The organism is Staphylococcus xylosus (genome assembly GCF_002732165.1).
Classification (GTDB): domain Bacteria; phylum Bacillota; class Bacilli; order Staphylococcales; family Staphylococcaceae; genus Staphylococcus; species Staphylococcus xylosus.
Window position 1 is genome coordinate 328,910 of sequence record NZ_MRZO01000003.1, and the last position, 25,691, is coordinate 354,600.

Here is a 25,691-nt window from a genome sequence, read left to right on the forward strand (position 1 = left end):
TGTTGTATTATTTCATATTAATTTGCTTATATTAAATAATAAGTAAAACAAATACAGGAGATAAAGGTATATTTTTTAAATGTACAATATAAAAAAGGAAGCAGATTGAAATTATATAATTTCTAATCTGCTTCCTATCAAAGATAATTTTGTTAATTTGTTTTTTCTGAAAGTTGAGTTGTATTTAAATGTATATCATTTATATTTAAACTAGCTTTGCTATTTGAAATTTGTGCAATAGCAAGTGAAAGTAGAATATAAATTAAAGTACCTATAATATAACTAATTTTCAAATCAGATATTAATAAATAAGACTGATATAGTAAAACAATTATAGCAGTAATTGCTATAACGATTAGTACTGGATAGGGTACTTTAAAAGGTGATTGCTTATAGGCATCAGGATATTTTTTAGGTAATTGTGTTACAGCTAATGCAGGAAACGCAAATACTATTAATGATATGCCTGTACCTAATTGAGCAACAACATTTAGCGACATACCCGTAACGATAGGTAGCGCACCTATAATATAAAAAATAAGTAGTAACCAATGTGGTGTGCCAAATCGCTTGTTCACGTGTCCTAAGGATTTGGGCAAGTAACCGTCATGAATTGCGATTAATAAACTTTTAGTTACCCAAGTAAAAGTTGAGTTAAGCGTTGTAGCTAAAGCAAACATTGCGCCACCAATCATAAAGAAAATAAAAATGGGAGTAGGTAGTATTTCTTTTGCTACGCTAGTTAAAGGTCTGCCTGCTACTTCAGGAATCGGTAAAACACCAACTGCAATTGATGCAATAAAGGCATATAATATACCAACAAAAATAGTAGCTACAATTATAACAATTGGTATATCTCTTTTTGGATTTTTCATTTCTCCACCTAATTCAGCAACAACCTGTGCGCCACCAGTAGCGAAAGAAACTAAACCTACAGCAGTGAAGAATCCTGTAAATCCATCTGGGAACATTGAGTTAGAATTAAATACGTCAAAATTAACATGCGGTATACCAAAGATGATGAAACAAGATAGAGCTACAATTAAAGTGATTACCATCAAATTTCCTATAATTGATGCAGACTTTATGCCAATGATATTCACAATAAATAAAATAGTTAACAATGAGAAGGCGACAGTTCTAACTGGTACACCAGGAAAAAGGCCTTCTAAATATTGCGCAAATGATAGCGCATATAAGGATAAGGTGATTTGTAAAAACATAAATAACATCAGCCAAAAAACACCTGTTTTAGGGGACAATAAACGACTAGTATATTGGTACATGCCTCCGGTAGTAGGTAATGTTGAACCTAATATAGCAATTGGAAACATAGTCAGTAACGTTATAACAGCAGATAAAATGAAGGCTGGTGTTATACCACTACCTGTCATCTGTATGCCAATACCAGTTAATGACATGACACCAGCTCCGATAATTTGACCAATCGCAATTCCCAAAACATCTGTAAGACCTAACACTTTTTTTAAATTTGTTGCTTGTTGCATTCAACCACCTCTATATACTATGTAATTGTAAAAATAATAAAAAAATCATAACATAATATGCGCCTAATTCATAGTACATCAATCGGAAAACTTGGTTTAAAGATAAAAATAACCGAAATAGAGCGTTTTATAGTAGAATGAAAATAAATGAAAAATATAATGAGGTGCAATTGCTATGACAAATCAACAAAATCATATAAAAGTAGATGCATTTATCGATAGATTAAAACAGTGGCAAGATGAATTTAAATTGATGCGTGAAATTATTAGAGAAACGGAATTAGTTGAGGATTATAAATGGATGCACCCTTGTTATACATTAGAAGGTAAAAACGTAGTGATTGTCCAAGACTTCAAGCACTATTGTGCATTGTTATTTGAAAAAGGTACAATTATGGAAGATCCTTATCAAACGTTGATTCAACAAACTAAAAATGTCCAGGCAGCTAGATAATTACGCTTTGAAAGTTTAGAAGATATCGAAAGACGTAGAGAAGAAATTAAATGGTATATTGAAGAAGCCATAAGAATTGAAAAATCAGGTGAAAAAGTGCCAATGAAAGAAACAAAAGACTACGAAATGCCAGTAGAATTACAAGCAAAATTTGAGGAAAGGCCGGAATTAGAAAAAGCATTTCATCAGTTAACTCCTGGTAGACAGAGACAATATATGTATTACATTGGACAGGCTAAAAGAGCTTCAACGCGTGAGGATCGCGTGTTGAAATATATAAATCATATTTTAGATGGTAAAGGCATAAATGATAAATAATTTTTAAAACGCGTAAAATACTACGGCTGGGGCTCATAATTAGTGTCTCAGCCTTTAATTATCCTTCTTATTACAAGTGACATGGCAACGTATTTAAAATAAAATATATTATAAAATATGATAATATACCTATGTCTTTAATTTAGAAGTTATAGAAAAATAAAGTTGCAACTTTAGTGTTTATCGTATATAGTTTGCTCGAATATAAAATACTACGAGACAACAGGTCAGATAGTACATTGAGAAAGAAGGTGTATGAATGCCAAGAGTTTCCAAACGGATACAATTATTACAGGCAGCTGCAACTATCGTGGATGAACAAGGTAGTGAATATTTAACTTTAGATGCTGTTGCTAAAAAAGCTGGTGTCAGTAAGGGTGGTTTATTGTATCATTTTCAAAATAAATTTGCGTTAATACAAGGGCTTGTTGATCATGCAGATGAACTATATCGCAACAATGTTAATGAACATGTAGAAAAAGATAATAATAAGAATGGTAAATGGGTTCGTGCTTTTATCGAAGCAACTCGTGAACATCGTGCTGAAAATGGTTCGATTACATCTGGTATGCTTGCTGCCCAAGGCATAAACAGTAATTTACTATTACCATTACAGGACACATACAAAGAATGGCAACATAATATTGAAAATGATGGTCTAGATAAAGTAGACGCTACAATAATTAGGTTGGCAGTTGATGGATTGTGGTTGTCAGAAATTTTCGGTTTAGATAATTTAGATGAATCGATGAGAGAAAAAGTCTTGGACAGGTTGACCGAATATACTCAAATTGATAAAAATGACTAAATTATTCTTTGAACCTATGTAATTTATAAAAAAATAATAAAATGAATAAGCTATGGTAAATACTGTTGCTAAAGGGATAATCGACAATTTAAAGTTGATTATCCCTTTTTTTGAATCTCTAAAGGCTTGAAACTAAACCGTCCAGTTGGTACACTAACCGATGTATTAAAAACTCTCTTGGAGGTTTATAACAATGAAAAAAGTTATGCTAACAGCAGCATTGACAGGTGCTGGAGATACTGTAGATAAAAATAAGCATGTCCCTGTAACACCACAAGAAATTGCTGATTCTGCAATTAAATGTGCGAAGGCAGGTGCTACTGTAGCACATATTCATGCGAGGGATCCAGAAACAGGGGGCATTAGTCATAATGTGGAGTTTTTTAGAGAAGCAGTAAGACTAATTAGAGCTGCCGATGAAGATATCATTATCAATATTACGTCAGGTGGAGGCGGAGATTTCATTCCGAGCCTTGATAATCCATATAAAGCAGAAAAAGGATCCGATTTGCAAACCCCTGATGAGCGACATGAACCAGTTGGCACATTATTACCTGAAATGTGTACATTAGATTGTGGTAGTGTCAACATGGGGGATGCTATTTATTTGAGCCCTGCAGATTGGTTAAGGAAACAAGCGCAATTGGTCAAAGATGCAGGTGTTAAACCAGAATTAGAGTGCTTTGATAGTGGCCATATTTCTTTTGCGAAACAATTGATAAATGAAGGGCTTATAGAAGGTACGCCATTATTCCAATTCTGTTTAGGTATACCATGGGGCGCTGAGAATGATACAGAAACGATAGAATATTTTAAAACACGTATACCTGAAAATGCAGAGTGGTCAGCATTTGGTATTGGAAGAATGCAATTTCCAACTGTAGAGGAAGCAGCAAAACGTGGTGGTAATGTTCGTGTTGGTTTAGAGGACAATTTATATTTAGCAAAAGGTGTAAAAGCTTCTAACGAGCAACTTGTTGAAAAAGCAGTAGCAATACTTAAAGATTTAGACATTGAGCCGATGACACCAGCAGAGGCGCGTGAAAAGTATCAGCTTAGAGCGCCACAAGGAGGTACAAAATGAAGTTTGCAGTTGTAGGTACAGGTGTAATCGGTAGCGGTTGGATTACAAGAATGTTAGCACATGGACATGAAGTCATTGCGACTGATCCGAGTGAAAAAGCATTTGAAAGTATGTTGAAACAAGTGAAACAAAATTGGCCATATGCCGAACAACTTGGTTTAGCAGAAAATGCATCTTTAGAAAACTTAACGTTCACACCTCATTTAGAAGAAGCAGTTAAAGATGCAGATCACATTCAAGAAAATGTGCCAGAAATTGAATCGATAAAAGATCAAGTATTAACTGAGATAGATTTTTATGCAAAGCCTGATGCGATAATAGGTTCTAGTACATCGGGTATTATGCCTTCAGAATTACAAAAGAATTTACAACATCCAGAAAGGCTAGTGGTAGCACACCCATTCCATCCTGTGTATATTTTACCTTTAGTTGAAATTGTTCCTGGTAAACTAACTACAGAAGAAACAACTGAAAAAGCTGAAACAATTTACGAGAGTATTGGTATGGATGTACTACATGTGAGACATGAAATAGAAGGACATGTGGCTGACAGATTGATGGAGGCTTTATGGAGAGAAGCGTTGCATATAGTCAATGATGGCATCGCTACTACAGAAGAAGTAGATAAAGCATTTACCCACGCAGCTGGATTACGTTATGCACAATATGGTCCGTTTATGACTTTCCATTTAGCTGGTGGTGAGGGCGGTATGCGTCATATGTTAAAACAATTTGGCCCTGCATTGAAAAAACCTTGGACTAAGTTATTGGCTCCTGAATTAACACAAGAACTTTATGATGAAGTCGTCAATGGATGTGAATCTTCATCACAAGGACAAACGATGTCAGAACTTGACCAAAAACGTAATGAATTTTTAGTTAAAGTTAAACAACTTGCAGAAACGTATTGGCCAGAAGACACTCCTTCAATGAAAAAAAATAATCAGTCGGTGTATTAATATGACTCAATCACTATTTGAATATACAACAACAGTAAAACAAATTTGGGTAGATCATAATGGTCATATGAATGATGCTGAGTATAATCGTGTATTCAGCGATGCAACAGACGCGTGGTTAGCTACTTTGGGGTTAGATTTACAAGCAATCGAACAATTGAAATATACAATATTCACACTTGAAAATCACGTGATGTATTTAAAAGAAATAAAAGTAAATGAGTCTATCACTGTCACAGTAGAGTTGTTTGATTTTGATGCAAAGCGCTTACACGTATTTATGACATTAAATAATGAGCGAAATGACAGATGTGCGACATATGAAGTGATGTTAATGGGGATGGATACTGAATCTAATAAACCAAAGCCATTTCCAGAAACTATTAGAAAATCAGTTGAATTTTATGCAGATATAGCATCGATCCAACATCAACCTGAAGAACTTGGCCATCATATTGGGATTAAATGAAAATAAATTTTAGGCTATTGAATAAAACGATTTTTGAATGTATTGAGAAACAAAATTCATCATTATAAATTGTTTAATTTTATTAATTGATGTATCTTGTTATATATAGGTTGATAAAACATCTACGAAAAAATGGCTATTTATTTATATGTATTTAGCGGAACATGAATAAATTAGGGCTATATGTGCTCATGTTTTTACTTATTTTAGGATTTGTATAACATCCACAAGTAGCCCTAAATTTATTAGGAAATAGTTGAAATTGAATATGTACATAGAAAGGAACTGACCCATGTTAAGTATTAAAAACTTATCTAAAGTTTATGGCGGCGGTAAAAAAGCTGTGGATAATATTTCATTAGAGGTTGAATCTGGTGAATTTATAGCATTTATTGGTACGAGTGGTAGTGGTAAAACAACTGCCTTAAGAATGATAAATAGAATGATAGAAGCGACTGAGGGACAAATTACAATTAATGGCAAAGATGTTCGAAAGATGAACCCAGTAGAATTACGTAGAAAAATTGGTTACGTTATTCAACAAATCGGATTGATGCCACATATGACTATTAGAGAAAATATTGTTTTAGTACCTAAATTGTTGAAATGGTCACAAGAAAAAAAAGAAAAAAAGGCAAAAGAATTAATTAAATTAGTCGACTTACCTGAAGAATTTTTAGATAGATACCCATCGCAACTTTCTGGTGGTCAACAACAGCGTATTGGTGTTGTTAGAGCATTAGCAGCTGAGCAAGATGTTATTCTGATGGACGAGCCTTTTGGGGCATTGGATCCAATTACTAGAGATACGCTACAAGATTTAGTTAAAGAGTTACAACAAAAACTAGGTAAAACATTTATATTTGTCACGCATGATATGGATGAGGCGATTAAGCTAGCCGACAAAATTTGTATTATGTCAGAAGGTCAAGTGATTCAATATGACACACCTGACAATATTTTACGTCACCCAGCTAACGACTTTGTACGTGACTTTATTGGTCAAAATAGATTGATACAAGATAGACCTAACATGCGTACGGTTAAAGATGCGATGATTAAACCAGTGACAGTACATGCAGATAGTACATTGAATGAAGCGGTAGAAATTATGAGAGCACGTCGTGTCGATACTATTTTTGTAGTAGGTAATAATAGCAGATTATTAGGTTATTTAGATATTGAAGATATCAATCAAGGTTTAAGAACAAATAAAGACCTTATTGATATGATGCAACGTGATATTTATAGAGTGAGAATAGACAGTAAGTTACAAGACTCTGTTCGTACAATCCTTAAGAGAAATGTAAGAAATGTGCCAGTAGTGGATAGTGATGGCAAAACATTGATTGGATTAGTAACGAGAGCCAACTTAGTAGATATCGTTTATGACAGCATTTGGGGAGAATTAGATGAGGATGTTAGCGCTACTGAAGCTGCAATTGTAGAGGCCGATAATGTAGGAGCTGATATATAATGAAACAATTCATAGAGCAATATGGTGGTCAACTGATTTCTAAAACAGTAGAACACTTTTATATCTCAATGATCGCTTTGTTGATTGCCATTGTAGTAGCTGTGCCATTAGGCATAATTCTATCCAAGATGAAACGAACTTCAAATATTGTGCTTACAGTTGCTGGTGTACTACAAACGATTCCTACATTAGCTGTACTTGCAGTCATGATACCAATTTTTGGTGTGGGAAAATTACCAGCAATCATCGCTTTATTTATCTATGTACTTTTACCAATATTAAATAATACTGTATTAGGTGTTAAAAATATCGATAGTAATATTAAAGAAGCGGCGATAAGTATGGGGATGACTCGTTTTCAATTAATGAAAGACGTAGAATTGCCATTAGCCTTACCGCTGATTTTAGGTGGTATTAGATTATCATCAGTTTATGTAATCAGCTGGGCCACACTTGCAAGTTATGTCGGTGCCGGCGGTTTAGGTGACTTTGTATTTAATGGATTAAACTTATACGATCCATTGATGATTGTAAGTGCTGCAGTGCTTGTCACAGCATTGGCATTAATTGTTGATTTATTACTATCGTTAGTTGAAAAATGGGCAGTGCCAAAAGGATTAAAAGTATCCAGATAAATTAAGGAGGACATTATGAAACGATTGAAACAGTATTGTATCGCGCTTGTACTGTGTCTGACGGTGTTATCTGGATGTAGTTTACCCGGTTTAGGTGGAAATAGCTCAGACAACGAAGTCAAGATTACAGCGCTTGCGACGAGTGAATCACAAATTATGTCTCATATGCTGAGACTTTTAATAGAACATGATACAGATGGAAAGATTAAACCAACATTAATAAATAACTTAGGATCAAGTACAATTCAACACAACGCTCTTGTAAATGGTGATGCTAATATGTCTGGGGCTCGTTACAATGGTACAGACTTAACAGGTGCATTAAATGAAGATCCTATTAAAGATCCAAAAAAAGCAATGGAAGTTACCCAAGATGGTTTCCAAGAGAAGTTTAATCAAACATTCTTTAACTCGTATGGTTTTGCAAATACATATGCGTTTATGGTTACAAAAGAAACAGCTAAAAAATATAACTTGGAAACAGTATCTGATTTGAAAGCACATAGTGATGAATTAAAACTAGGCGTCGATAGTTCATGGTTAAATCGTGAAGGCGATGGTTATCCAGGGTTTACGAAAGAGTATGGTTTTAAATTTAATACTGTTAGACCGATGCAAATTGGTTTAGTATATGATGCTTTAAATTCTAAAAACCTTGATGTAGCAGTAGGATATTCAACAGATGGTAGAATTGCGGCATATGATTTAAAAGTATTGAAAGATGATAGACGCTTTTTCCCACCTTATGCAGCTAGTTCGGTAGCTACAAATGAATTATTAGATAAATATCCTGAGTTAAAACCGATTATAAATAAGTTAGAGAATACGATTTCAACAAGTGAAATGCAAGAGCTTAATTATCAAGCTGATGGTAAGGGCAAAGAGCCGGCAGTTGTTGCAGAAAACTTCTTGAAAAAACATAACTATTTTGAAAATGATAAGAAGGGTGGTCAAAACTAATGGAGGGTAATTTATTACAGCAATTAGTCGAATATTATTCAGTAAACTTTGGCTACCTTTGGGATTTATTTATTAAACATTTACTTATGTCTGTGTATGGTGTGTTATTTGCAGCTATTGTAGGTATCCCATTAGGTATTATTATAGCTAGATATAAGAAACTGTCATGGACGATTATTACGATAGCGAATATTATACAAACCGTACCTGTTATAGCGATGCTTGCTATTTTGATGTTAGTTATGGGTCTAGGGCCAACGACTGTAGTAGTAACGGTATTCTTATACGCTTTATTACCAATTATTAAAAATACTTTTACAGGTATCGTGGGCGTAGATGAAAATATTAAAGATGCTGGTAAAGGTATGGGTATGACACGCAACCAAGTCTTACGCATGATAGAGTTACCATTAGCTTTATCTGTTATCTTAGGCGGACTCAGAATTGCACTTGTCGTAGCTATTGGAGTTGTCGCTGTTGGATCATTCATTGGTGCACCGACATTAGGTGACATTGTAATTCGTGGAACAAATGCTACAGATGGCACGACATTTATTTTAGCTGGTGCCATACCTATCGCATTAATTGCAATTTTAATAGATGTTGTATTAAGATTATTAGAAAAACGATTAGACCCCACGAATAGAACACAGAAGAAACAAAAGCATAGACCTCAGGGTATTAATCAGTAATGAAAGTAGTGAAGTCATATGGCGTTGTTAACGATAAATTACAAATCCAAAACCATTGGTATGAATCATTCATTTATAGCAATTTTACCTGAAGATGTTAGCTATTTTAATACGGAGACAGAGCCAAAACAATTAAAGACAATGTTATTGTTACATGGCTTATCGAGTGATGAAACATCTTATATGCGCTATACAAGCATTGAACGTTATGCAAATGACCATCAAATTGCAGTTATTATGCCTAATGCTGACCATAGTGGTTATAGTAATATGAAATTTGGTCATAAATACTTTGATTATGTATTAGAAGTATTAGACTATGCACATCAAATCTTACCGTTATCACAGAAGAGAGAAGATAACTTTATTGCTGGGCATTCTATGGGAGGATATGGAACGATAAAATATGCCTTAATACAAGGCCATCGTTTTGCTAAAGCTTGCCCATTATCATCTGTATTTAATGCACAATCCTTTATAGACATTGATTGGAACGACTTTTCAGGCCAAGCAATTGCAGGTGTAGACAAAATGACACAGGACACAGAACTTGATCCGTATTATTTAGTCGATCAAGCAGTAGCTGAAAGCAAAGTAATACCAGAGTTACTTATTATGTGTGGAACAGAAGATCAACTCTACGAAGATAATAAGCAATTTATAGCATATTTGGACAAACAAAATGTCCCTTATCAATTTGAAGATGGACCTGGTAAGCATGATTATGCTTATTGGGACAAGGCAGTAAAACGTGCAATTGAATGGTTCGTAGGATAAATAATAAATTATAATAATGATTTATCATAAATAAAAAACCACCTCAATCATAAAAATGATTGAGGTGGTTTTATTTTGAAAAGATTGAACGTACAAACGATGAGACAAAGGCTAATTGTCATTACAATATATTTTCTTTAAAGTAAAATTGTTGCAAGAATTGGAGCAACAACTACTACAATCACACCGACAATAACTAATGAAATAGATGCCATTGAAGCTTCGGTTTCACCAAACTCTTGAGCTGAAGAAACACCCAAAGAATGACCACTTGTGCCAAGCGCAAGGCCACGCGCGATAGGATTAGTAATATTAAATAATTTGATTAACTTTGTGCCGAGTGCGTAAATAATTACGCCATTTAATATAACAGCTAATGAAGTTAATTCTTTAATTCCGCCGATATCTGCTGAAACAGGTAGTGCGATAGCAGTTGTCGCACCTTGAGGTAACATAGATGCAATAATGCCATTAGAAAATTGGAATGCTTCAGCTATTAAGTAAATGCAAATTAGAGCTGCCGTAGTACCTAATGTAATACCGCCTAATACTTGTTTCCAGTATTTTTTTAAAACATCACGTTTTTTATATAAAGGAATAGCAAAACATATAGTTGCTGGTTCTAGGAAGAAATTAATGATGTCGCCACCTATTTTGTAATTTGCATAATCTATACCAGTTAATTTTAGAAATGCTATACCTACTACCATACTTACAAATAACGGTGTGAATAAGAAAAAACCATTAGTTTTTTTAAATAAAAATGTAGCAATAATAAATGGTATCAGTGAAAGTAAGATACCGAAATAAGGCGTGTTAATAGCTAAATGTTCAATCATAATTTATCCTCCGCAAGTTGTTTTTGTAGTCTTTTTCTTGGAATAAAGGATTTAGTTATAAGCATTTGAGCAAAGAATCCTGTACATAATAATAATAAGAGTGTTGAAATAATGATTAATAAAATAATCAGGATAGGGCTCGTACTTAAAATGCCTAGTGAATTAATAACTGATACACCTGCTGGTACAAATAGGAAACCAATATTGTTTGTTAACGTTGTACCGACTTTCTCGACTTGACCAAGTTTAATAACACCTGTACATAGTGCTATAAATAGTAGCACAAGACCTATAACTGAAGCGGGCATAGGAATTGGCATGAAACTTTCGATAATATTTGAAATAAGCATAATAATAGCAATTACAAGTGCTTGATGGAAAAAATTATATGTTTTTGAATGTTGAGTTTGTTCTGTATTTTGTTGTTTGTTTGCTTCCATAATTAAAGTTCCTCCCGTATTGATCTTGGGTTAATTATAAAATGAAAGCGATTACTTTTGTTGGATTCGCGAGCGACTTACTAGACGTTGACTCCGAAATGCATAAATTAGAACTTGAAAATCAAGATAGTCCCATGTCTTGTTTAAATGGTTTCATGTAAGAGCGACTTACTTGGAATTTTAATTGATTGGTCATGGTTAATTGATAGGTATAGTTAAACCAATGCTCAATTGTTTGAATATGTGTTTTGTTAATTAAAGTGGCACGATGAATTCTCATAAATTGAGTAGTATCTAATTTTTTTTCGTAATAATTCAGTGGTTCAGAAGTATCAAATTCATCAAGCGTTGTATTAATTGTTGTGACCCCATTATTGACGGAAATTGCGATAATATCATCTAAATTGATAATATGAATACGCTCGTTAACTTCTATAGGGAGTACGTTGGGCGTATTTTCAAGTTTGTTATGTGAATCATTAGGGTTATTATCATTATTTATAAAATTTTGTTTTTCAATATTTGGGTGAAGCACTTGTTCAACTTTATGGATAGCTTGTGCGATTCTTTGTTGTTCAAATGGTTTCAAAATATAGTCAATAGCATCTAATTCAAACGCTTTTACTGCAAAAGTGTCATGTGCAGTTGCGAAAATAATCAAAGGGCGATGCTTCATTTTTTTGATTTTATTGGCTAAATCAAGACCGCTTTCATCCATTAAATTAATGTCTAAAAAAATAACGTCGTAGTTATCATAAAGTAATAATTCTAAAGTTTCAGAGATATTTTCGGCTTCTTTAATTAAGTCAAAAGAACGAATCTTATTTAATAAATAGTGTAGTTCATTACGTGCTAGCGGTTCATCATCTACGATAATTGCTTTCATATTTATCCCTCCTCTGTAGTGTGATGCGGAATTGTGCAACTTACTTTTGTACCTTGTTTATTTGATTCAAATTGAAGTTTAGCTTTATAGCCAAATAAACCATCTAATCTTTGATTTAAATTTTCTAACGCACTTCCTGTACCAGATTCTGAATAAACACTAGTTTTTCCAATTTTATCAAGTTTATTTACTGGTATGCCTTGTCCATTATCTGAGACAGAAATATTTAATCCGTAGTTATTTTGGTGGGCTTTTACAATAATATTGTTATCATATTTTCTATTTTTAAATGCATGTTTAATTGCATTTTCAACAAGTATTTGAATTGCAAAAGGGGGGACTAAAGCACCATAGCTTGAATCATCGATATCAAAACTAACATTAAATCGATCTGGATAACGCGCTTGTTCTAATGATAAATAAGCCTCAACCTGCTGTAATTCTTTTTCTAAAGAAATAGTGTTATTACGTGTACCTTGTAAGTTTGAACGGAAAAATTGACTGAGTTGTAATAATAATTCTCGTGCTTTTTCGCTATCGATTCGTACTAATGCCGAAATAGTGTTAATTGAGTTAAAGAAAAAGTGAGGATTGACTTGAGCTTGGAGCGACTTAATCTCAGCATCTCTTATTAACGCATTTTGCGTTTCAGCTTGACCCAGTTCAAGTTGGCTAGAAAATATATCTGCCAGTCCTGTTGCTAGCTGTTTATCTGAAAAGTTAACGTCATGCTTGTTAGTAAAATAGAGTTTTAGTGTACCAACGACTTCATTTTTTACATATAATGGCACAACAATAGCAGCCTCTAACGGACAGCCAGGGTGGTTACAACCAATTTCTTTACTTGAATATGCTTCTTTTAAAGTGCCAGTTTGAATAGCAATTTTTGATAAATCTGTAATAATTGTTTTTTGTGCAACGTGATGATTACTTGCAACACCAACGTGGGTTAGTATATCTTTACGATTTGTAATAGCAACGGCTGAAACTCGCATTAAATTTAAAATAATTTCAGCAGCTTGTTTAGCAGATTGCTCATTTAAACCTGAACGGAAATAAGGCAATGTTTGGTTAGCCAATTGTAAGACATCATGAGTTTGGATTGCACGGGTTTCTTCTTCTTTCTTAATCGTAGAAAGGATGATTGATAAAAATATAGCTGTACCTATTGAATTAATGGAAATCATAGGTAAGGCAATAAGTTTTACTAACGTCCATGCGTGTAAAGTATTATCGGAAAATACTAAAATGCAAAGCATCTGAATAATTTCTGTAGCACCACCGATGAGCGCGCCTTTTACAATTGTTGGATATCTGTTAGCTCGCATAGCTTTATGACCAAAATAACCAGAAACAAGTGCAATAATAATTGAAGAAATTAAATATATGTATGCATCTGCACCTCCGATATAGACACGATAAATGCCTGAAATTAGTGATACAGCTAAGGCGACGAAAGGGCCACCAATTAACCCAGATACTCCAATTGTTAATACGCGTGTGTTAGCTAACGACGCATCAGGACTCAAATGATTATAGACCGTGCCGTTAATAATTTCAGCACCACGAATTTGTACTCCGGTAAAGTTTGAAAGCATAGAGAAACAACCGAATATGATAATCAGTTGCCATTGTGAACGTCGCTTTTCTCGGTCATTCATCATTGATTTAAAATGATTAATATTCATTAAAATATATGCAATCAGTATAATTAAACCAACACGTTCTAATAATAAGATAAATAAATTTAACATGATTTCACCTTTTTTAATTAGTTTGTCATGGTTGATTATACAGAATTTTATAAAACTATGAGTTTTATGTGAATTATTTTATTTAGATTATATCCTAAAGACCCATCATACCAGTGATTAGAGTAGGAGAATCAAATTACTCTCTATGTAAATAAATACATAATTGACGCAGTTCTTTAGCATTATTGCGAGTGAAGTGTTATTTTATTAATATTGGCTTTTAAAAGGATTTGTAAAAAATGTAGATATTAATATAAAATTAATTGTATATAATTATTACGGAATTTTAAGTCAATTGCATCTTAAAAGATTATTTTTGAAATAGATATAGACTTTTTTAGCGGTTTTTCAGTTTGTAAGGAAGATAGCGTTAAAGGCGTGTATACCTTTTTTGAAATGTGATCTATGTGTTTACGGGAAAATAGGAGGAAAAAAGCATATGGAATCAACACATTCGTTTGAAGGAGATAATAAACTTCTTGTAGGTATTTTCTTAGGAGTTATTACATTTTGGTTGTTTGCACAATCATTAGTAAATATTATTCCAGATTTAGAATCATCATTTGATACTAATTATGGAACAATAAATGTGGCTGTGAGTTTAACTGCATTATTATGTGGTTTATTTGTAGTAGGAACAGGAGGACTTGCTGATAGATATGGCAGGGTGAAAATGACCTATATCGGATTAATATTAAGTATTGTTGGTTCGTTATTAATCATAATACCAGGATTTATGCCATTACTTGTTGTTGGTCGTGCGATTCAAGGATTATCTGCAGCATGTATTATGCCTTCAACTTTGGCTATTATCAATGAATATTATATTGGTAGTCGGCGTCAACGGGCATTGAGTTATTGGTCAATCGGTTCTTGGGGAGGGACTGGAGTTTGTTCATTATTTGGTGGTGTAATGTCTACCTTTATTGGTTGGAGATCAATATTCATTATTTCAATTATTGTAGCATTAATGGCAATGTACTTAATGAGACATACTCCAGAAACAAAAGCTATACAAACAGAAGAAACAAAAAAAGCTAAATTTGATATAGTAGGCCTTATTATTTTAATTATTGGAATGCTAAGTATTAATTTGATTATCACAGAATCATCGAATTATGGGCTTTTCTCGCCATTTATCATGACACTAATTGTTGTGTTTGTGATTTCAGCACTTTGTTTTTTATATTATGAAGGCAAAGTTAAAAATCCACTTATAGATTTTAAACTATTTAAACATAAAGGTTATAGTGGTGCTACAATTTCCAACTTTTTATTAAATGCAGTAGCAGGGACACTTATTGTTGCTAATACGTATTTCCAATCTGGATTACATTTTAGTTCTTTCCAGTCTGGAGTCATGTCTATTACGTATTTAGTAGCGGTACTTGTAATGATTAGAGTCGGAGAAAAAGTGTTACAAAAGATTGGTCCAAGAAGACCAATGCTAATTGGTGCAGCACTTAATGCTATTGGTATTATTTTAATTTCATTTACGTTTTTACCTACACCAGCTTATATTGTAGTGTGTATAATAGGTTATTTAATCTATGGTATGGGATTAGGTATGTATGCAACACCATCGACAGATACAGCAGTATCAACTGCGCCAGAAGATAAAGTAGGCGTTGCATCTGGTGTGTATAAAATGGCATCATCATTAGGAAATTCATTTGGTGTCGCATTATCTGGTACTATCTTTACTGTTATGACTGTAGTATCTAATATACAAGTAGGAGCAATGATGGGATTGTGGTTCAATGCAGCATTAGCGATTATCGCATTTTTAGCAGTACTCATATTAGTACCAAAAAATCAATTTAATAATTAATGTAAATCTATAGAACTTTAAATTATAATTTTTTATTGTCGAAACGGGGTTACGAAGTCAATTTATAATATTGATTGCGTAATTCCGTTTTTTATTTTTTGTTGTTCATATTATATTAAGCGGAGGAGTATTAATTTTAAAAAGCTTTTCACGGGAATATATTGCTTATGGAATAAAAAACATATTATAATTAAGTAAGCGTTTGCATGAGGAGGGGTTATATGGCACAGCAACTATGGCAAACTTATGAAGATAGATTGAATTTATTAAAAAGTTTAGTTAAACATGAAACAGTTACTAGTACTCAAGGTGAGATTACATTTCCTAATTTTGTAAAGAATCTGCTATTAAAATTGGAGTATTTTCAACAGCATCAATCTCAAATATTACTTGAAGCTACTGAAGATAAAAAAGAAGCTGTTGTAGCTTTTTATCAGGCACCTACTTCTAAAAAGACAATCGTACTAATCAGTCATTTTGATACAGTTGGTGTAGAAGATTTTGGCTCATATAGTGAGCATGCTTTTGATCCTGATGCATTAAAGGAAATATTTAAAGATAATAGTAGTTACCTCAGTGAAGATGCCATTGAAGATTTAAATCGTGATACATATTTATTTGGTCGTGGTGTAATGGATATGAAAGCAGGTTTAATGTTGCATTTATCTTTAATAGAACAAGCAAGTATTGAAGCATGGGATATTAATTTGATTTTAGTCACTGTACCAGATGAAGAAGTGAATTCTTCAGGTATGCGCAAAGCTGTAGAGACGATTGCTAGACTAAAACAACAACATCAGCTAGATATTCAGCTTCATTTAAATAGTGAACCTACTTTCCAACAAGCTAGCGCAGATGAACATCATTATATATACTCTGGCTCTATTGGGAAAATAATGCCAGGTGTATTATGTTATGGAAAAGAAACGCATGTAGGAAACCCAATGGATGGATTAAGTTCTAACTTTATGATGAGTTATATTAATCAAGCGATAGAATATAATGATGAGTTTAAAGAAACATTTGAAAATGAAACGACACCTTTGCCTGTTTCATTAATGACAAAAGATATTAAGCAAACATATGATGTACAAACACCATTTAGAACAATGGCATTATTTAATATGTTCCTTTTCAAACAGAGACCTGCTGACTTATATAGGCAATTTATAGATACAGTTATTAAAGCAACAGAACGCTGTGAAAGTGATTGGTTATCGATTTTAGAAAGTGAAGATATTCCTTTTGATACTAAAATTAACGTACTAACATTTGAACAATTGAAAACATATGCGATTAAACATCATGGTGAAGCATTTATAAATAAAGAAATAGCAGAAGTGATACAACAAACTAAAGATCTACATTTACAAAGTATTAAAGTAACAGATAGATTAATGCAAATCTGTAGAAATATTGCGCCTGCGGTCGTGACTTTTTTTGCAACACCATATTATCCTGCAGTTAATACGTCTTATGATGCAAAAGTTGAGCAAACTATTGAATTGGTTCGCCAAACTTTACAAGAACAATTTCAACGTAAAAGTGAACGTGTTCATTATTTTAATGGTATTAGTGATAGTAGCTATTTAAATTTTTCAGGCGACATGTCTCAAATAGTTACTTATCAGCAAAACGCGCCTAATTTTAATCAAACTTATTCGATTCCTTTTGAAGCAATACAAGTTATTAGTGCGCCAACCATACTCTGCGGACCAATCGGTAAAGATGCACATAAATTGAGTGAAAGACTACATAAGAATAGTGCATTTGTAGAATTACCATTTGTATTAACTCGTATCGTAAAGTCATATATTTAAAACAAAATAAGTAATTACTTGATATAATGTTTTTAAATTTACTAATATTTTTAGTATAAGTTTTGAAAAATAGGGTATTACGATATATCAGTAAAGATATGTACTTTAAAAGTTCCACAAGAAGAAAATGGAGTGGTAAGCACATGCTAGAGGCATACAAAGATTTTTGGAGAAAATATATAGATTTTAATGGCAAATCAAATAGACTAGAATTTTGGACACCGGTATTAATTCATATCATTAGTATATTTATCATTGCGCTCATCGGTATCATTTGCTTTATTACAGGTAACTTTATTGTAGCGGCAATATTATCGGCTTTTGTAGGTATATTTGCTCTTGCAATAATCATACCTATGTTTACCATTACATTGCGCAGGTTTTATGATGCCGGTAGAAAACGTGCAACAGCAATTATATTAATTGTACTATCTATATTTGTTAATATTACCTTTGATATTATTCAAATCAATAGCGTTGCAATATCATTAAATATTATTTCGTTAATCTGTACAATTATCCTTGTGGTAGAAACATTATTACCATCACGTAATGTTGCTGATTCAGAATTAAAATGGTTATAATTTTATTTTCTTTGGTATTTAAATTAAAAAATATGTGAAGTTAGAAAAATAGAGGGCAAGTTGGATAAATGGTTATTAGCCATTGATTTACACAAGTCACTATTCTTTATACGGGATTATGGGGCGATACACTTATGTGTGTTGCCCTTTTTCTATTAGTAATATTTAAAATTATTAATAATTATGACAAAAGGTTATAAACCATTGAATTTTTGATGATTTTTATTGTATTTAGAAAATTTAAAATTATAATGTAGGCATAAGGAGGGGTTTTATGGAGTGGTTAAAGTTAATTGGTATTCTAATTATTATATTGGGGTTCCTGTTTAAGATTGATACGATTGCAGTAATTTTAATTGCTGCTGTTGTTACTGGTATCGTATCTGGGTTAGATTTTTATTCCATTTTAGAAACACTAGGTAAGGCGTTTGTTGATAATCGTTTAGTTACATTATTTATATTAACGTTACCGATGGTCGGTTTGATCGAACGATTCGGTTTAAAAAAACAAGCTTCTAACATGATAGGAAAGGTGAAACGAGTTACAAGTGGGCGTCTGATGACAATATATTTATTAATTAGAGAAATAGCTGGCGTGGCTTCAATACGAATCGGTGGTCATCCTCAATTTGTGCGTCCACTGATTAATCCAATGGTTCAAGGTGCGTTAAAAACTAGATATAATTTGAAAGACGATGAAGTTGATGAATCAGACATTGAAAAGATAAAGGCACAAACTTCTGCAATGGAAAACTATGGAAACTTCTTTGGACAAAACTTATTCGTTGGTGCTGCAGGGGTTTTATTAATGGTAGGGACATTTCAATCATTAGGCATTAAAGTAGATGCAATTGAATTAGTGTTGGCTTCAGTACCCATAGCACTAATTGTATTAGTGCTTGTCTGGCTTAATAATATAAGATTTGATAAATATTTAGATAAAAAATATGACTCAAAGCAGGTGAAACGTGATGAGTGAACAAGTATTAAATAATATCTTAGAAGTTTTTTATATTTTAATAGGTTTACAATTACTATACACTGCGTTTCGAATTTTGAAATCTTCTACACATAAAAAGAAATATGGCACAGCATTATTTTGGATTTTGCTAGCTGCAACATTTATTGTTGGTCCGTATATTCCAAATGTAATTAATGGTTTATTTATTTTAATCATGGGGATACTGACTTTATTTAAACAAGTGACAATTAATAATATTGTCGATGTAACTGAAGAAGAAGGGGTGCATGGTGCTCGAAAATATGGAAATAAGCTATTTATTCCAGCTGTTATCTTAGCAATTGCGGCGATAGCTGTTTCAAATTGGACCCCTTTAGGTGGCGCAATAGGTTTAGGTGTTTCTTCTATATTAGGGTTAATAGCTGCATATATAGTAATTAAACCTAAAATAAAATATGTATTTTATGATAGTGATCGACTAACACAACAAATTGGTACTGTGGGTATATTACCTCAATTTTTAGCTGCTTTAGGTGTATTATTTACAGTAAGTGGAGTTGGAGATGTCATATCGAAAGGTATTTCATCGATATTACCTGAAGGAAATCACTTGGTAGGTGCAGCTGCATATATATTAGGTATGGTATTTTTTACTATGTTAATGGGAAATGCTTTTGCAGCCTTTACAGTAATTACTGCAAGTATCGGTATTCCGTTTGTTATCGCACAAGGTGGAGATCCTGTTATCGCAGGTGCACTAGCTATGACAGGTGGATTCTGTGGCACTCTATTAACACCGATGGCAGCTAATTTCAATACATTGCCGGTAGCATTGTTGGAAATGAAACAAGAATTTGGTGTTATCAAAGCACAAGCACCGATTGCACTTATACTTATAGTAATACATATTGGCTTAATGTATGTATGGGCGTTTTAACTGATTTCAATTAAAAAGGGGCGTTTTAAAAATGAGAATCTTAATAACTGGATTTGATCCATTTGGTGGAGAAGAAATTAATCCTGCATTAGAAGCGGTGAAACAATTACCTGATAATATTGAAGGACATACGATAGATAAGTTAGAAATACCAACCGTCTTTCATAAGAGTAAGCATGTACTAGAAGCAAGTATGAAACAATATGATTATGATATTGTGCTAGCAATTGGACAAGCTGGCGGAAGGTTTGAATTAACACCAGAGCGTGTTGGTATTAACATTGATGATGCACGAATAGCGGATAATGAAGGTCAACAACCGATTGATGAATGTATCCAACAAGATGGGGCGCCGGCATATTTTTCTAATTTACCTGTAAAACGTATGACTGAAGCTATTAAAGCGAATGGTGTGCCTGCACGTTTATCTAACACGGCTGGAACTTTTGTATGTAATCATATTTTGTATCAATTAGGTTACTTACATGCAACGCAATTTCCTCATATAAAATTCGGCTTTATTCATGTACCTTTTATACCTGAGCAAGTTTTAGATAAACCCGAAAAACCTTCAATGTCTGTAGAAACAATTCGGAAAGGATTAAATGCTGCTTTAGAAGCTATCATTGAGTCTGACGAAGATATTAAAGTAGCACTTGGAGAAACACATTAAAGTAAAAGTTAATAAATTCCATTGAATAATATAAACAAAGGGCTACGAGATCTTTAAGACAAGATTTCCTAGCCCTTTTTATTTGAGTTGAATTTAATTATCATGTTCAGTACGTGTGTAGTCCATGCGGATTTCGTTATATGTTTTGCCGAAGAAAGTAGGTTGTTTATAGGGTGTTTTTTTAAATCCAACTTGTTCGTAGAAATTAATGGCGTTAGTATTTTCTTCTACAACCCAGAGTGTTACGTTATCTGGGTAAGACAGTTCTAGCGCTCTCTGTGTTAAAGCATAGCCAATCATATGTCGTTGGTATGCTTCTAAAAGATACAACGCGTATATTTCACTCCAATTGTCAGATTCTGAAATAGATTTTGTTTTACCATAAGTGATAAATCCTACAATCTCATCCTTAACAGTTGCAACTAAGGTAGGAAAATCGTGTATAGAGGACTTCTTGATAAATTGTTCTTTATCAAGGTTTTCTAGATAGTCGTTTTCAGAAATATGATTATATGTTTTTAACCAACTCTCGTAATGGACATTGGCTTTACCATGACGATCTTCCTCCGTCAACGCTCTAATTGTAAAATCCATAGAATGCCCCCTTGCTAACTAAATTGTTGTTATTATAGCATCATTATTTTAAAAAAAGAAATTTTTCAATTCAAAATAATTATAAAAAGCAAAATATTAAGTGACCAAATAACAAAGTTTTAAGATGCATTTAAGTAAATTTACGCTCATCTAACTCATCTTGAAGATGCATTGCTTTGTTGCGTGCAAGTTTACCATAATAAGAATGTGCAAAATGCATTTGAATAATTAAAAATAATCCTCCAACGGTCCAATATAACCCAAGTGCTGCAGCAGAATATAGTGAAATATATGTGATGAAAATAGGTGATAAAACCATCAATACATAGTGTGTTTTTCTTTGGTCTTTAGGGTAATGACATGCATTCACTAATGGCTGGAAGAAATATACTATTGCTGCAATTAGTGAAATCCAAAGATTAGGTTCAGTTAAGTTGAACCACAAAAAGTTTGGATAACGATCAATACCATCTCCAGTAGGATACTTTAAAGTAATAATTAAACCTAATAATATAGGTAATTGAATCATTATAGGCAAACATCCTAGAATGTTTTTTAAAGGATTAATATCATATTGTTTATAAAAATCCATTAGTGATTTTTGTGCTTCGTTTTTTTCTTCTTGTGAATTCGCAATTTTAATTTTGTTTCTCAAATCATCAATTTGTGGTTGGAGAATTTTGGTTTTTTCGCGCATCATATGCATATTTTTTACTTGGGCAAGCATAAAAGGAAGTAAAAATAATCTTATTAGTAACACGATTGTGATGATTGCTAAACCATAATTATCTCTGTATAAATGCCCAAAACCATGTAACAATATGTCGATGGGATGGACAAAAATTGAATGAAATAAACTACTCACAGCTTCATCTTTAGAATAATCACAACCAGTTAAAAATAGGGGGACTAATAATATAATAAGCCCTTTCCAACACATAATATATTTCCTCCAATTAATGTATTAATAAATATAACTTAACACAATTTGAATGTGATTTTAAGGTTTTAAAAATATAAAGTTACCTTCATATTTTATATTGCAATAATGTAAAAAAAGTCACTACCCCAACGTGAAATAAGGTGTAGTGACAGTGGTTTTATTTTGAAGTTAAGATGATCTCATTATAATTAATATGTTCTCTGACTTGTGCAGCAACATGTTCATCTATTTGCTTATTTTGGATTAGTTCATCAAGATAAGTTCTCTCTGCGTATAATCCTTCTAACTTATGTGCTTCAGTAATTGTATCTGGTGTCTCATTTTGTTTATTACGATTTCTTCTAATTCTGTGAAGTCTGTTGTAATACTGGTTTAAAACAATGTTTATTTCTAATACGTTTTCATTCGTTTGTTCTTCTTTTAAACGCAGTGCAACATTATGATGTACGATACGCATAACTTTCTTCACTTCTTGAAAATTTGATTTAAATTGTTTTAATTGTGTACTTTCTACATGTTTCTTTGCTCTCCATCTTAAGATTAACATTTTAATAACAACTTTAAATTTATGGACAGCTGATGATTCCTTAAATTGTCTTGATGTTTCTATAGCTGAGCGATAGTTCAAAATCGTTTGACGGTCAACTTTATTTTGAGTTACTAAACGTTCTAACGTTTCGGTCTCTGTTTCACTAGCAATTGTTTCTAGTCGCTTGACTTCCTTAGCATTATTTTCCTCTGGCGTCATCTGCAGCAGAAAGAATAGTTCATCAAAATAATCAGAAATAACGGTACTATAATTTGTTGATGTGTGTGCTTTAGACTTTGTTTTAAAATGTTTAATAACATGTTGTACTATATAAATTTTGGCAACCGCATAGCTCATAGTCGATGAGGTTGATTTCTCTTCCGAAGGTGTAATAATAGGTAGCACGATTTGAGCCATGACTAAACTAATAATTACCATTAATGAAGCAATAAATAGTAAATCATTTTTATAAATAAAGGGTTGTTGTTGTGCTAATAATGTAGGTAATGTTAATGCCATAGATAGAGAAATTGTACCGTGAATGCCACACATTGTCATAATGAAGGCGTAGTGTGCACGTTTTGGTGGCACTTCATATTGGTCATTAAGATAAGATTGAATGTTATTTGGATAGTAAAATTGTTTGAATAACATAAAGACCCAGATAAAACGAAAAACATAAATAGCTAGTGCAATTAATAAGGTTGTAATAATCAAGAATATAATGTTCTGTGGTTCGTCTTTGAAAATTGCAGAAACAACTTCAGGTACAATATAACCTAATACGACAAAGACAAAGCCATTAAGTACATAACTTAATGTACTCCATATCTGGTTATAGTTCATTTGTAGTTCGGTTTGAGCACGAATCAATCGTTCACGTTCGAATCCATGTATTAAACCAGCTATTACAACTGCAATAATCCCTGATGCGTGTAACATTTCGGATATGAAATAAACGACGAAAGGTGTTAATAATTGAATGAAGATCATTGTATTACCATCTTTAAGACCTTTATGCATAGATAGATAAACACGTAGTCGTACAATCATAAAGCCAAAAATTGCACCTATTAATATGCCTAGAATAGTTGAAATAATAAATTGTTCTATGGCATCGAATGTAGAAAATGCACCAGTAATAAGTGCTGTAACAGCAATTTTGAAAGAGATAATACCAGCAGCATCATTTAATAACGACTCACCTTCTAAAATAGTTAATGCACCTTTAGGTAATATTTTTCCTTTAGTAATAGCTTGTACAGCTACTGCATCTGTTGGGCATAAAATGGCTGCTATTGCGAAGGCAGCAGGCATTGGTAACTCAGGCCAAATCCATCCAATAAAATAACCTACACCTATAACAGTTGTAAATACTAACGCCATCGCCATTAAAATAATAGGTTTGCGATATTCTAACAGTTTAGATCGTGATACATGTGTACCCTCAACAAATAGTAATGGGGCAATCACAGCCATCATAAACACTTCTGGTTCAAATTCAAAGTGTAAAGGGATTGGGAGAATATATAAACAAACACCTAACCCAATCTGAATGAAAGCCATAGGTATCTTTGGAAACTTGTTATGTATAATTGAACTTATAATTACTGCTATAATAAATATTAAAAAAGCTTCTAATAATAACATACTTACTCCTTATTTTTTTGATTGTTTTATATTACCATTATCACAAAAGCATAGATAGTAATTTTTTGGAAATATAATAGACTTCAATAGTTAATTAATTTATAAGCGCATGATTTAAAAATGAATATACAAATGTGTCATAATAGAGCTGTTAAGATAATAGAGGATTGTGATAGTAATGAAAATAGGTGTCATATCAGATTTGCATATTGATCGTCACAAGAAGTTAACTCCAGAAGATTATACAAACGAATTAGTAAATGCTATACAAAAACAAAGAATAGAACTCTTGCTTATTGCAGGAGATATTTCTAATAACTATAAATTAACGCATCGGTTTGTCGATGATGTAGAGACGCAATCACATATAAAAATATTATTTATCCCAGGAAATCATGATTTTTGGGCTACAGATACGGATGCATCGTCCGCTGAAATTTTAGATTACTATATGAATATGGAAGCGTGTTTGATAGGGAATCCTTATCATCTCAATGATTCATGGGCAATTGTTGGTAATACAGGTTGGTATGATTATACGTATGCAAGTTCAGAATTTTCCCTTGAGCGCATTGCTCGTAGAAAATATTACGGTGCAACTTGGCAAGACAAAGTCAAAATAGATTGGCCTATGGAAGATAGAAAGCTATCGTCAATTGCAGCAAAGCAAACAATTAAAGATATGGAACAAGTGAAAAATAAGCGTATTATTTTAATGACTCATATTGTGACACACCCTAGGTTTGCTGTGCCGATGCCGCATAGAATATTTGATTATTTTAATGCTTTTATTGGGACGTCTGATTTTGATCAGATTTACCAGCAATATGATATTCGATATAGCATTATGGGACATGTTCATTTTAGAAATGCTTTTGAAGAACGGGGGATAACATATATTTGCTCGTGTCTTGGTTATCAAAGGGAATGGCGTTCTAATAATATAGCACAAGAAATTAATCATGCTTTATATACAATTAACATATAATGAAAGAAGCGGCCATCATTATGAAATGGTCGCTTCTTTATTATTTAGATTTACTGTAATTATTTGTAGTAGCGCCTGATACGACTATTTGATAAGTGATTCATTTTTGATAAGGCAAAGT

The 25,691-nt window shown here is 32.7% G+C and carries 24 protein-coding genes and 1 pseudogene; 17 read left to right on the top strand and 8 right to left on the bottom strand.

The annotated features are described in order from the left end of the window. Positions 1-152: 152 nt before the first annotated feature. The gene (locus BTM19_RS06600) at positions 153-1,508 is read right to left on the bottom strand and encodes an APC family permease (RefSeq protein WP_029378313.1); all 1,356 of its coding nucleotides are present in this window, start codon (positions 1,506-1,508) and stop codon (positions 153-155) included. 175 nt (positions 1,509-1,683) lie between these two features. On the opposite strand from BTM19_RS06600, the pseudogene BTM19_RS06605 reads away from it, so the two are divergent. From BTM19_RS06605 to BTM19_RS06650, 10 genes and pseudogenes are all read left to right on the top strand, one after another. Beyond that, positions 1,684-2,280 (top strand): annotated as a pseudogene (locus BTM19_RS06605) (YdeI/OmpD-associated family protein). A gap of 259 nt (positions 2,281-2,539) precedes the next feature. After that, positions 2,540-3,088 (top strand): TetR/AcrR family transcriptional regulator, encoded by a 549-nt coding sequence (locus BTM19_RS06610; protein ID WP_029378315.1) that lies wholly within the window; start codon positions 2,540-2,542, stop codon positions 3,086-3,088. A gap of 193 nt (positions 3,089-3,281) precedes the next feature. Further along, on the top strand, positions 3,282-4,172 hold the full coding sequence (locus BTM19_RS06615) for a beta-keto acid cleavage family enzyme (protein ID WP_029378316.1): 891 nt from the start codon (positions 3,282-3,284) through the stop codon (positions 4,170-4,172). Continuing rightward, the gene (locus BTM19_RS06620) at positions 4,169-5,131 is read left to right on the top strand and encodes a 3-hydroxyacyl-CoA dehydrogenase NAD-binding domain-containing protein (protein WP_029378317.1); all 963 of its coding nucleotides are present in this window, start codon (positions 4,169-4,171) and stop codon (positions 5,129-5,131) included. The genes BTM19_RS06615 and BTM19_RS06620 overlap by 4 nt, the downstream gene beginning before the upstream one ends. A 1-nt stretch (position 5,132) precedes the next feature. Further along, complete coding sequence (locus tag BTM19_RS06625) at positions 5,133-5,600, top strand: thioesterase family protein (protein WP_058625878.1); 468 nt, start codon at positions 5,133-5,135, stop codon at positions 5,598-5,600. Between the two features lie 292 nt (positions 5,601-5,892). Beyond that, on the top strand, positions 5,893-7,077 hold the full coding sequence (locus BTM19_RS06630) for a betaine/proline/choline family ABC transporter ATP-binding protein (RefSeq protein ID WP_029378319.1): 1,185 nt from the start codon (positions 5,893-5,895) through the stop codon (positions 7,075-7,077). Further along, a complete protein-coding gene (locus BTM19_RS06635; RefSeq protein ID WP_017722793.1) occupies positions 7,077-7,712 on the top strand; it encodes an ABC transporter permease in 636 nt (211 codons plus the stop codon). Before BTM19_RS06630 ends, BTM19_RS06635 begins: the two co-directional genes overlap by 1 nt. A 15-nt stretch (positions 7,713-7,727) precedes the next feature. Beyond that, the gene (locus tag BTM19_RS06640; protein ID WP_029378320.1) at positions 7,728-8,672 is read left to right on the top strand and encodes an osmoprotectant ABC transporter substrate-binding protein; all 945 of its coding nucleotides are present in this window, start codon (positions 7,728-7,730) and stop codon (positions 8,670-8,672) included. After that, positions 8,672-9,364, top strand: coding sequence for an ABC transporter permease (locus BTM19_RS06645; RefSeq protein ID WP_029378321.1), 693 nt, complete (start codon positions 8,672-8,674; stop codon positions 9,362-9,364). The genes BTM19_RS06640 and BTM19_RS06645 overlap by 1 nt, the downstream gene beginning before the upstream one ends. Before the next feature lie 18 nt (positions 9,365-9,382). After that, positions 9,383-10,141 (top strand): alpha/beta hydrolase, encoded by a 759-nt coding sequence (locus BTM19_RS06650; RefSeq protein ID WP_029378322.1) that lies wholly within the window; start codon positions 9,383-9,385, stop codon positions 10,139-10,141. Between the two features lie 137 nt (positions 10,142-10,278). Here BTM19_RS06650 and lrgB read toward each other — a convergent pair whose 3' ends face one another. The 4 genes from lrgB to BTM19_RS06670 all read right to left on the bottom strand — a co-directional run bounded on the left by lrgB (position 10,279) and on the right by BTM19_RS06670 (position 14,060). Beyond that, positions 10,279-10,980, bottom strand: coding sequence for an antiholin-like protein LrgB (gene lrgB / locus BTM19_RS06655; RefSeq protein WP_029378323.1), 702 nt, complete (start codon positions 10,978-10,980; stop codon positions 10,279-10,281). Further along, on the bottom strand, positions 10,977-11,420 hold the full coding sequence (lrgA, locus tag BTM19_RS06660) for an antiholin-like murein hydrolase modulator LrgA (RefSeq protein ID WP_029378324.1): 444 nt from the start codon (positions 11,418-11,420) through the stop codon (positions 10,977-10,979). The genes lrgB and lrgA overlap by 4 nt, the downstream gene beginning before the upstream one ends. Positions 11,421-11,541: 121 nt before the next feature. Then, complete coding sequence (locus BTM19_RS06665) at positions 11,542-12,306, bottom strand: response regulator transcription factor LytR (RefSeq protein WP_029378325.1); 765 nt, start codon at positions 12,304-12,306, stop codon at positions 11,542-11,544. A 2-nt stretch (positions 12,307-12,308) separates the two neighbouring features. Then, positions 12,309-14,060, bottom strand: coding sequence for a sensor histidine kinase (locus BTM19_RS06670; protein ID WP_029378326.1), 1,752 nt, complete (start codon positions 14,058-14,060; stop codon positions 12,309-12,311). A gap of 439 nt (positions 14,061-14,499) precedes the next feature. Between BTM19_RS06670 and BTM19_RS06675 the strand changes: the two genes are divergently transcribed. From BTM19_RS06675 to pcp, 6 genes are all read left to right on the top strand, one after another. Further along, positions 14,500-15,891: an MFS transporter gene (locus BTM19_RS06675; RefSeq protein ID WP_058625877.1), complete on the top strand. Its 1,392-nt coding sequence runs from the start codon at positions 14,500-14,502 to the stop codon at positions 15,889-15,891. A gap of 221 nt (positions 15,892-16,112) precedes the next feature. After that, positions 16,113-17,711 carry a M20/M25/M40 family metallo-hydrolase gene (locus tag BTM19_RS06680; protein ID WP_058625876.1) on the top strand — a complete coding sequence of 533 codons (1,599 nt, stop codon included), beginning with the start codon at positions 16,113-16,115 and terminating at the stop codon, positions 17,709-17,711. A gap of 143 nt (positions 17,712-17,854) precedes the next feature. Continuing rightward, the gene (locus BTM19_RS06685) at positions 17,855-18,295 is read left to right on the top strand and encodes a DUF805 domain-containing protein (RefSeq protein WP_058625875.1); all 441 of its coding nucleotides are present in this window, start codon (positions 17,855-17,857) and stop codon (positions 18,293-18,295) included. Positions 18,296-18,569: 274 nt separating this feature from the next. Next, positions 18,570-19,274, top strand: a complete 705-nt coding sequence (locus tag BTM19_RS06690; RefSeq protein WP_029378330.1) for a DUF969 domain-containing protein — start codon at positions 18,570-18,572, stop codon at positions 19,272-19,274. Beyond that, entirely contained in the window at positions 19,267-20,193 is a 927-nt protein-coding gene (locus BTM19_RS06695; protein ID WP_029378331.1) for a DUF979 domain-containing protein, read from the top strand. The genes BTM19_RS06690 and BTM19_RS06695 overlap by 8 nt, the downstream gene beginning before the upstream one ends. Positions 20,194-20,224: 31 nt before the next feature. Further along, on the top strand, positions 20,225-20,866 hold the full coding sequence (gene pcp, locus BTM19_RS06700; protein WP_058625874.1) for a pyroglutamyl-peptidase I: 642 nt from the start codon (positions 20,225-20,227) through the stop codon (positions 20,864-20,866). Between the two features lie 93 nt (positions 20,867-20,959). On the opposite strand, the gene BTM19_RS06705 is transcribed toward pcp, so the two are convergent. The 3 genes from BTM19_RS06705 to BTM19_RS06715 all read right to left on the bottom strand — a co-directional run bounded on the left by BTM19_RS06705 (position 20,960) and on the right by BTM19_RS06715 (position 24,582). Then, positions 20,960-21,460, bottom strand: a complete 501-nt coding sequence (locus BTM19_RS06705; protein WP_058625873.1) for a GNAT family N-acetyltransferase — start codon at positions 21,458-21,460, stop codon at positions 20,960-20,962. 130 nt (positions 21,461-21,590) lie between these two features. Further along, on the bottom strand, positions 21,591-22,400 hold the full coding sequence (gene yidC, locus BTM19_RS06710) for a membrane protein insertase YidC (RefSeq protein WP_099265795.1): 810 nt from the start codon (positions 22,398-22,400) through the stop codon (positions 21,591-21,593). Positions 22,401-22,560: 160 nt separating this feature from the next. Beyond that, positions 22,561-24,582, bottom strand: a complete 2,022-nt coding sequence (locus BTM19_RS06715) for a cation:proton antiporter (protein ID WP_058625871.1) — start codon at positions 24,580-24,582, stop codon at positions 22,561-22,563. A 178-nt stretch (positions 24,583-24,760) separates the two neighbouring features. Between BTM19_RS06715 and BTM19_RS06720 the strand changes: the two genes are divergently transcribed. Beyond that, complete coding sequence (locus BTM19_RS06720) at positions 24,761-25,570, top strand: metallophosphoesterase (RefSeq protein ID WP_038679092.1); 810 nt, start codon at positions 24,761-24,763, stop codon at positions 25,568-25,570. Positions 25,571-25,691 lie beyond the last annotated feature (121 nt).

Excerpts from the sequence above, each read along its gene's own strand:
- pcp (WP_058625874.1), top strand. The coding sequence starts at position 20,225 with ATGAGAATCTTAATAACTGGATTTGATCCATTTGGTGGAGAAGAAATT.
- BTM19_RS06640 (WP_029378320.1), top strand. The coding sequence starts at position 7,728 with ATGAAACGATTGAAACAGTATTGTATCGCGCTTGTACTGTGTCTGACG.
- BTM19_RS06620 (WP_029378317.1), top strand. The coding sequence starts at position 4,169 with ATGAAGTTTGCAGTTGTAGGTACAGGTGTAATCGGTAGCGGTTGGATT.
- BTM19_RS06675 (WP_058625877.1), top strand. The coding sequence starts at position 14,500 with ATGGAATCAACACATTCGTTTGAAGGAGATAATAAACTTCTTGTAGGT.
- BTM19_RS06625 (WP_058625878.1), top strand. The coding sequence starts at position 5,133 with ATGACTCAATCACTATTTGAATATACAACAACAGTAAAACAAATTTGG.
- BTM19_RS06610 (WP_029378315.1), top strand. The coding sequence starts at position 2,540 with ATGCCAAGAGTTTCCAAACGGATACAATTATTACAGGCAGCTGCAACT.
- BTM19_RS06615 (WP_029378316.1), top strand. The coding sequence starts at position 3,282 with ATGAAAAAAGTTATGCTAACAGCAGCATTGACAGGTGCTGGAGATACT.
- BTM19_RS06720 (WP_038679092.1), top strand. The coding sequence starts at position 24,761 with ATGAAAATAGGTGTCATATCAGATTTGCATATTGATCGTCACAAGAAG.
- BTM19_RS06680 (WP_058625876.1), top strand. The coding sequence starts at position 16,113 with ATGGCACAGCAACTATGGCAAACTTATGAAGATAGATTGAATTTATTA.
- lrgB (WP_029378323.1), bottom strand. The coding sequence starts at position 10,980 with ATGATTGAACATTTAGCTATTAACACGCCTTATTTCGGTATCTTACTT.
- BTM19_RS06705 (WP_058625873.1), bottom strand. The coding sequence starts at position 21,460 with ATGGATTTTACAATTAGAGCGTTGACGGAGGAAGATCGTCATGGTAAA.
- BTM19_RS06645 (WP_029378321.1), top strand. The coding sequence starts at position 8,672 with ATGGAGGGTAATTTATTACAGCAATTAGTCGAATATTATTCAGTAAAC.
- BTM19_RS06630 (WP_029378319.1), top strand. The coding sequence starts at position 5,893 with ATGTTAAGTATTAAAAACTTATCTAAAGTTTATGGCGGCGGTAAAAAA.
- BTM19_RS06635 (WP_017722793.1), top strand. The coding sequence starts at position 7,077 with ATGAAACAATTCATAGAGCAATATGGTGGTCAACTGATTTCTAAAACA.
- yidC (WP_099265795.1), bottom strand. The coding sequence starts at position 22,400 with ATGTGTTGGAAAGGGCTTATTATATTATTAGTCCCCCTATTTTTAACT.
- BTM19_RS06665 (WP_029378325.1), bottom strand. The coding sequence starts at position 12,306 with ATGAAAGCAATTATCGTAGATGATGAACCGCTAGCACGTAATGAACTA.
- BTM19_RS06650 (WP_029378322.1), top strand. The coding sequence starts at position 9,383 with ATGGCGTTGTTAACGATAAATTACAAATCCAAAACCATTGGTATGAAT.
- lrgA (WP_029378324.1), bottom strand. The coding sequence starts at position 11,420 with ATGGAAGCAAACAAACAACAAAATACAGAACAAACTCAACATTCAAAA.
- BTM19_RS06715 (WP_058625871.1), bottom strand. The coding sequence starts at position 24,582 with ATGTTATTATTAGAAGCTTTTTTAATATTTATTATAGCAGTAATTATA.
- BTM19_RS06695 (WP_029378331.1), top strand. The coding sequence starts at position 19,267 with ATGAGTGAACAAGTATTAAATAATATCTTAGAAGTTTTTTATATTTTA.
- BTM19_RS06685 (WP_058625875.1), top strand. The coding sequence starts at position 17,855 with ATGCTAGAGGCATACAAAGATTTTTGGAGAAAATATATAGATTTTAAT.
- BTM19_RS06690 (WP_029378330.1), top strand. The coding sequence starts at position 18,570 with ATGGAGTGGTTAAAGTTAATTGGTATTCTAATTATTATATTGGGGTTC.
- BTM19_RS06600 (WP_029378313.1), bottom strand. The coding sequence starts at position 1,508 with ATGCAACAAGCAACAAATTTAAAAAAAGTGTTAGGTCTTACAGATGTT.
- BTM19_RS06670 (WP_029378326.1), bottom strand. The coding sequence starts at position 14,060 with ATGTTAAATTTATTTATCTTATTATTAGAACGTGTTGGTTTAATTATA.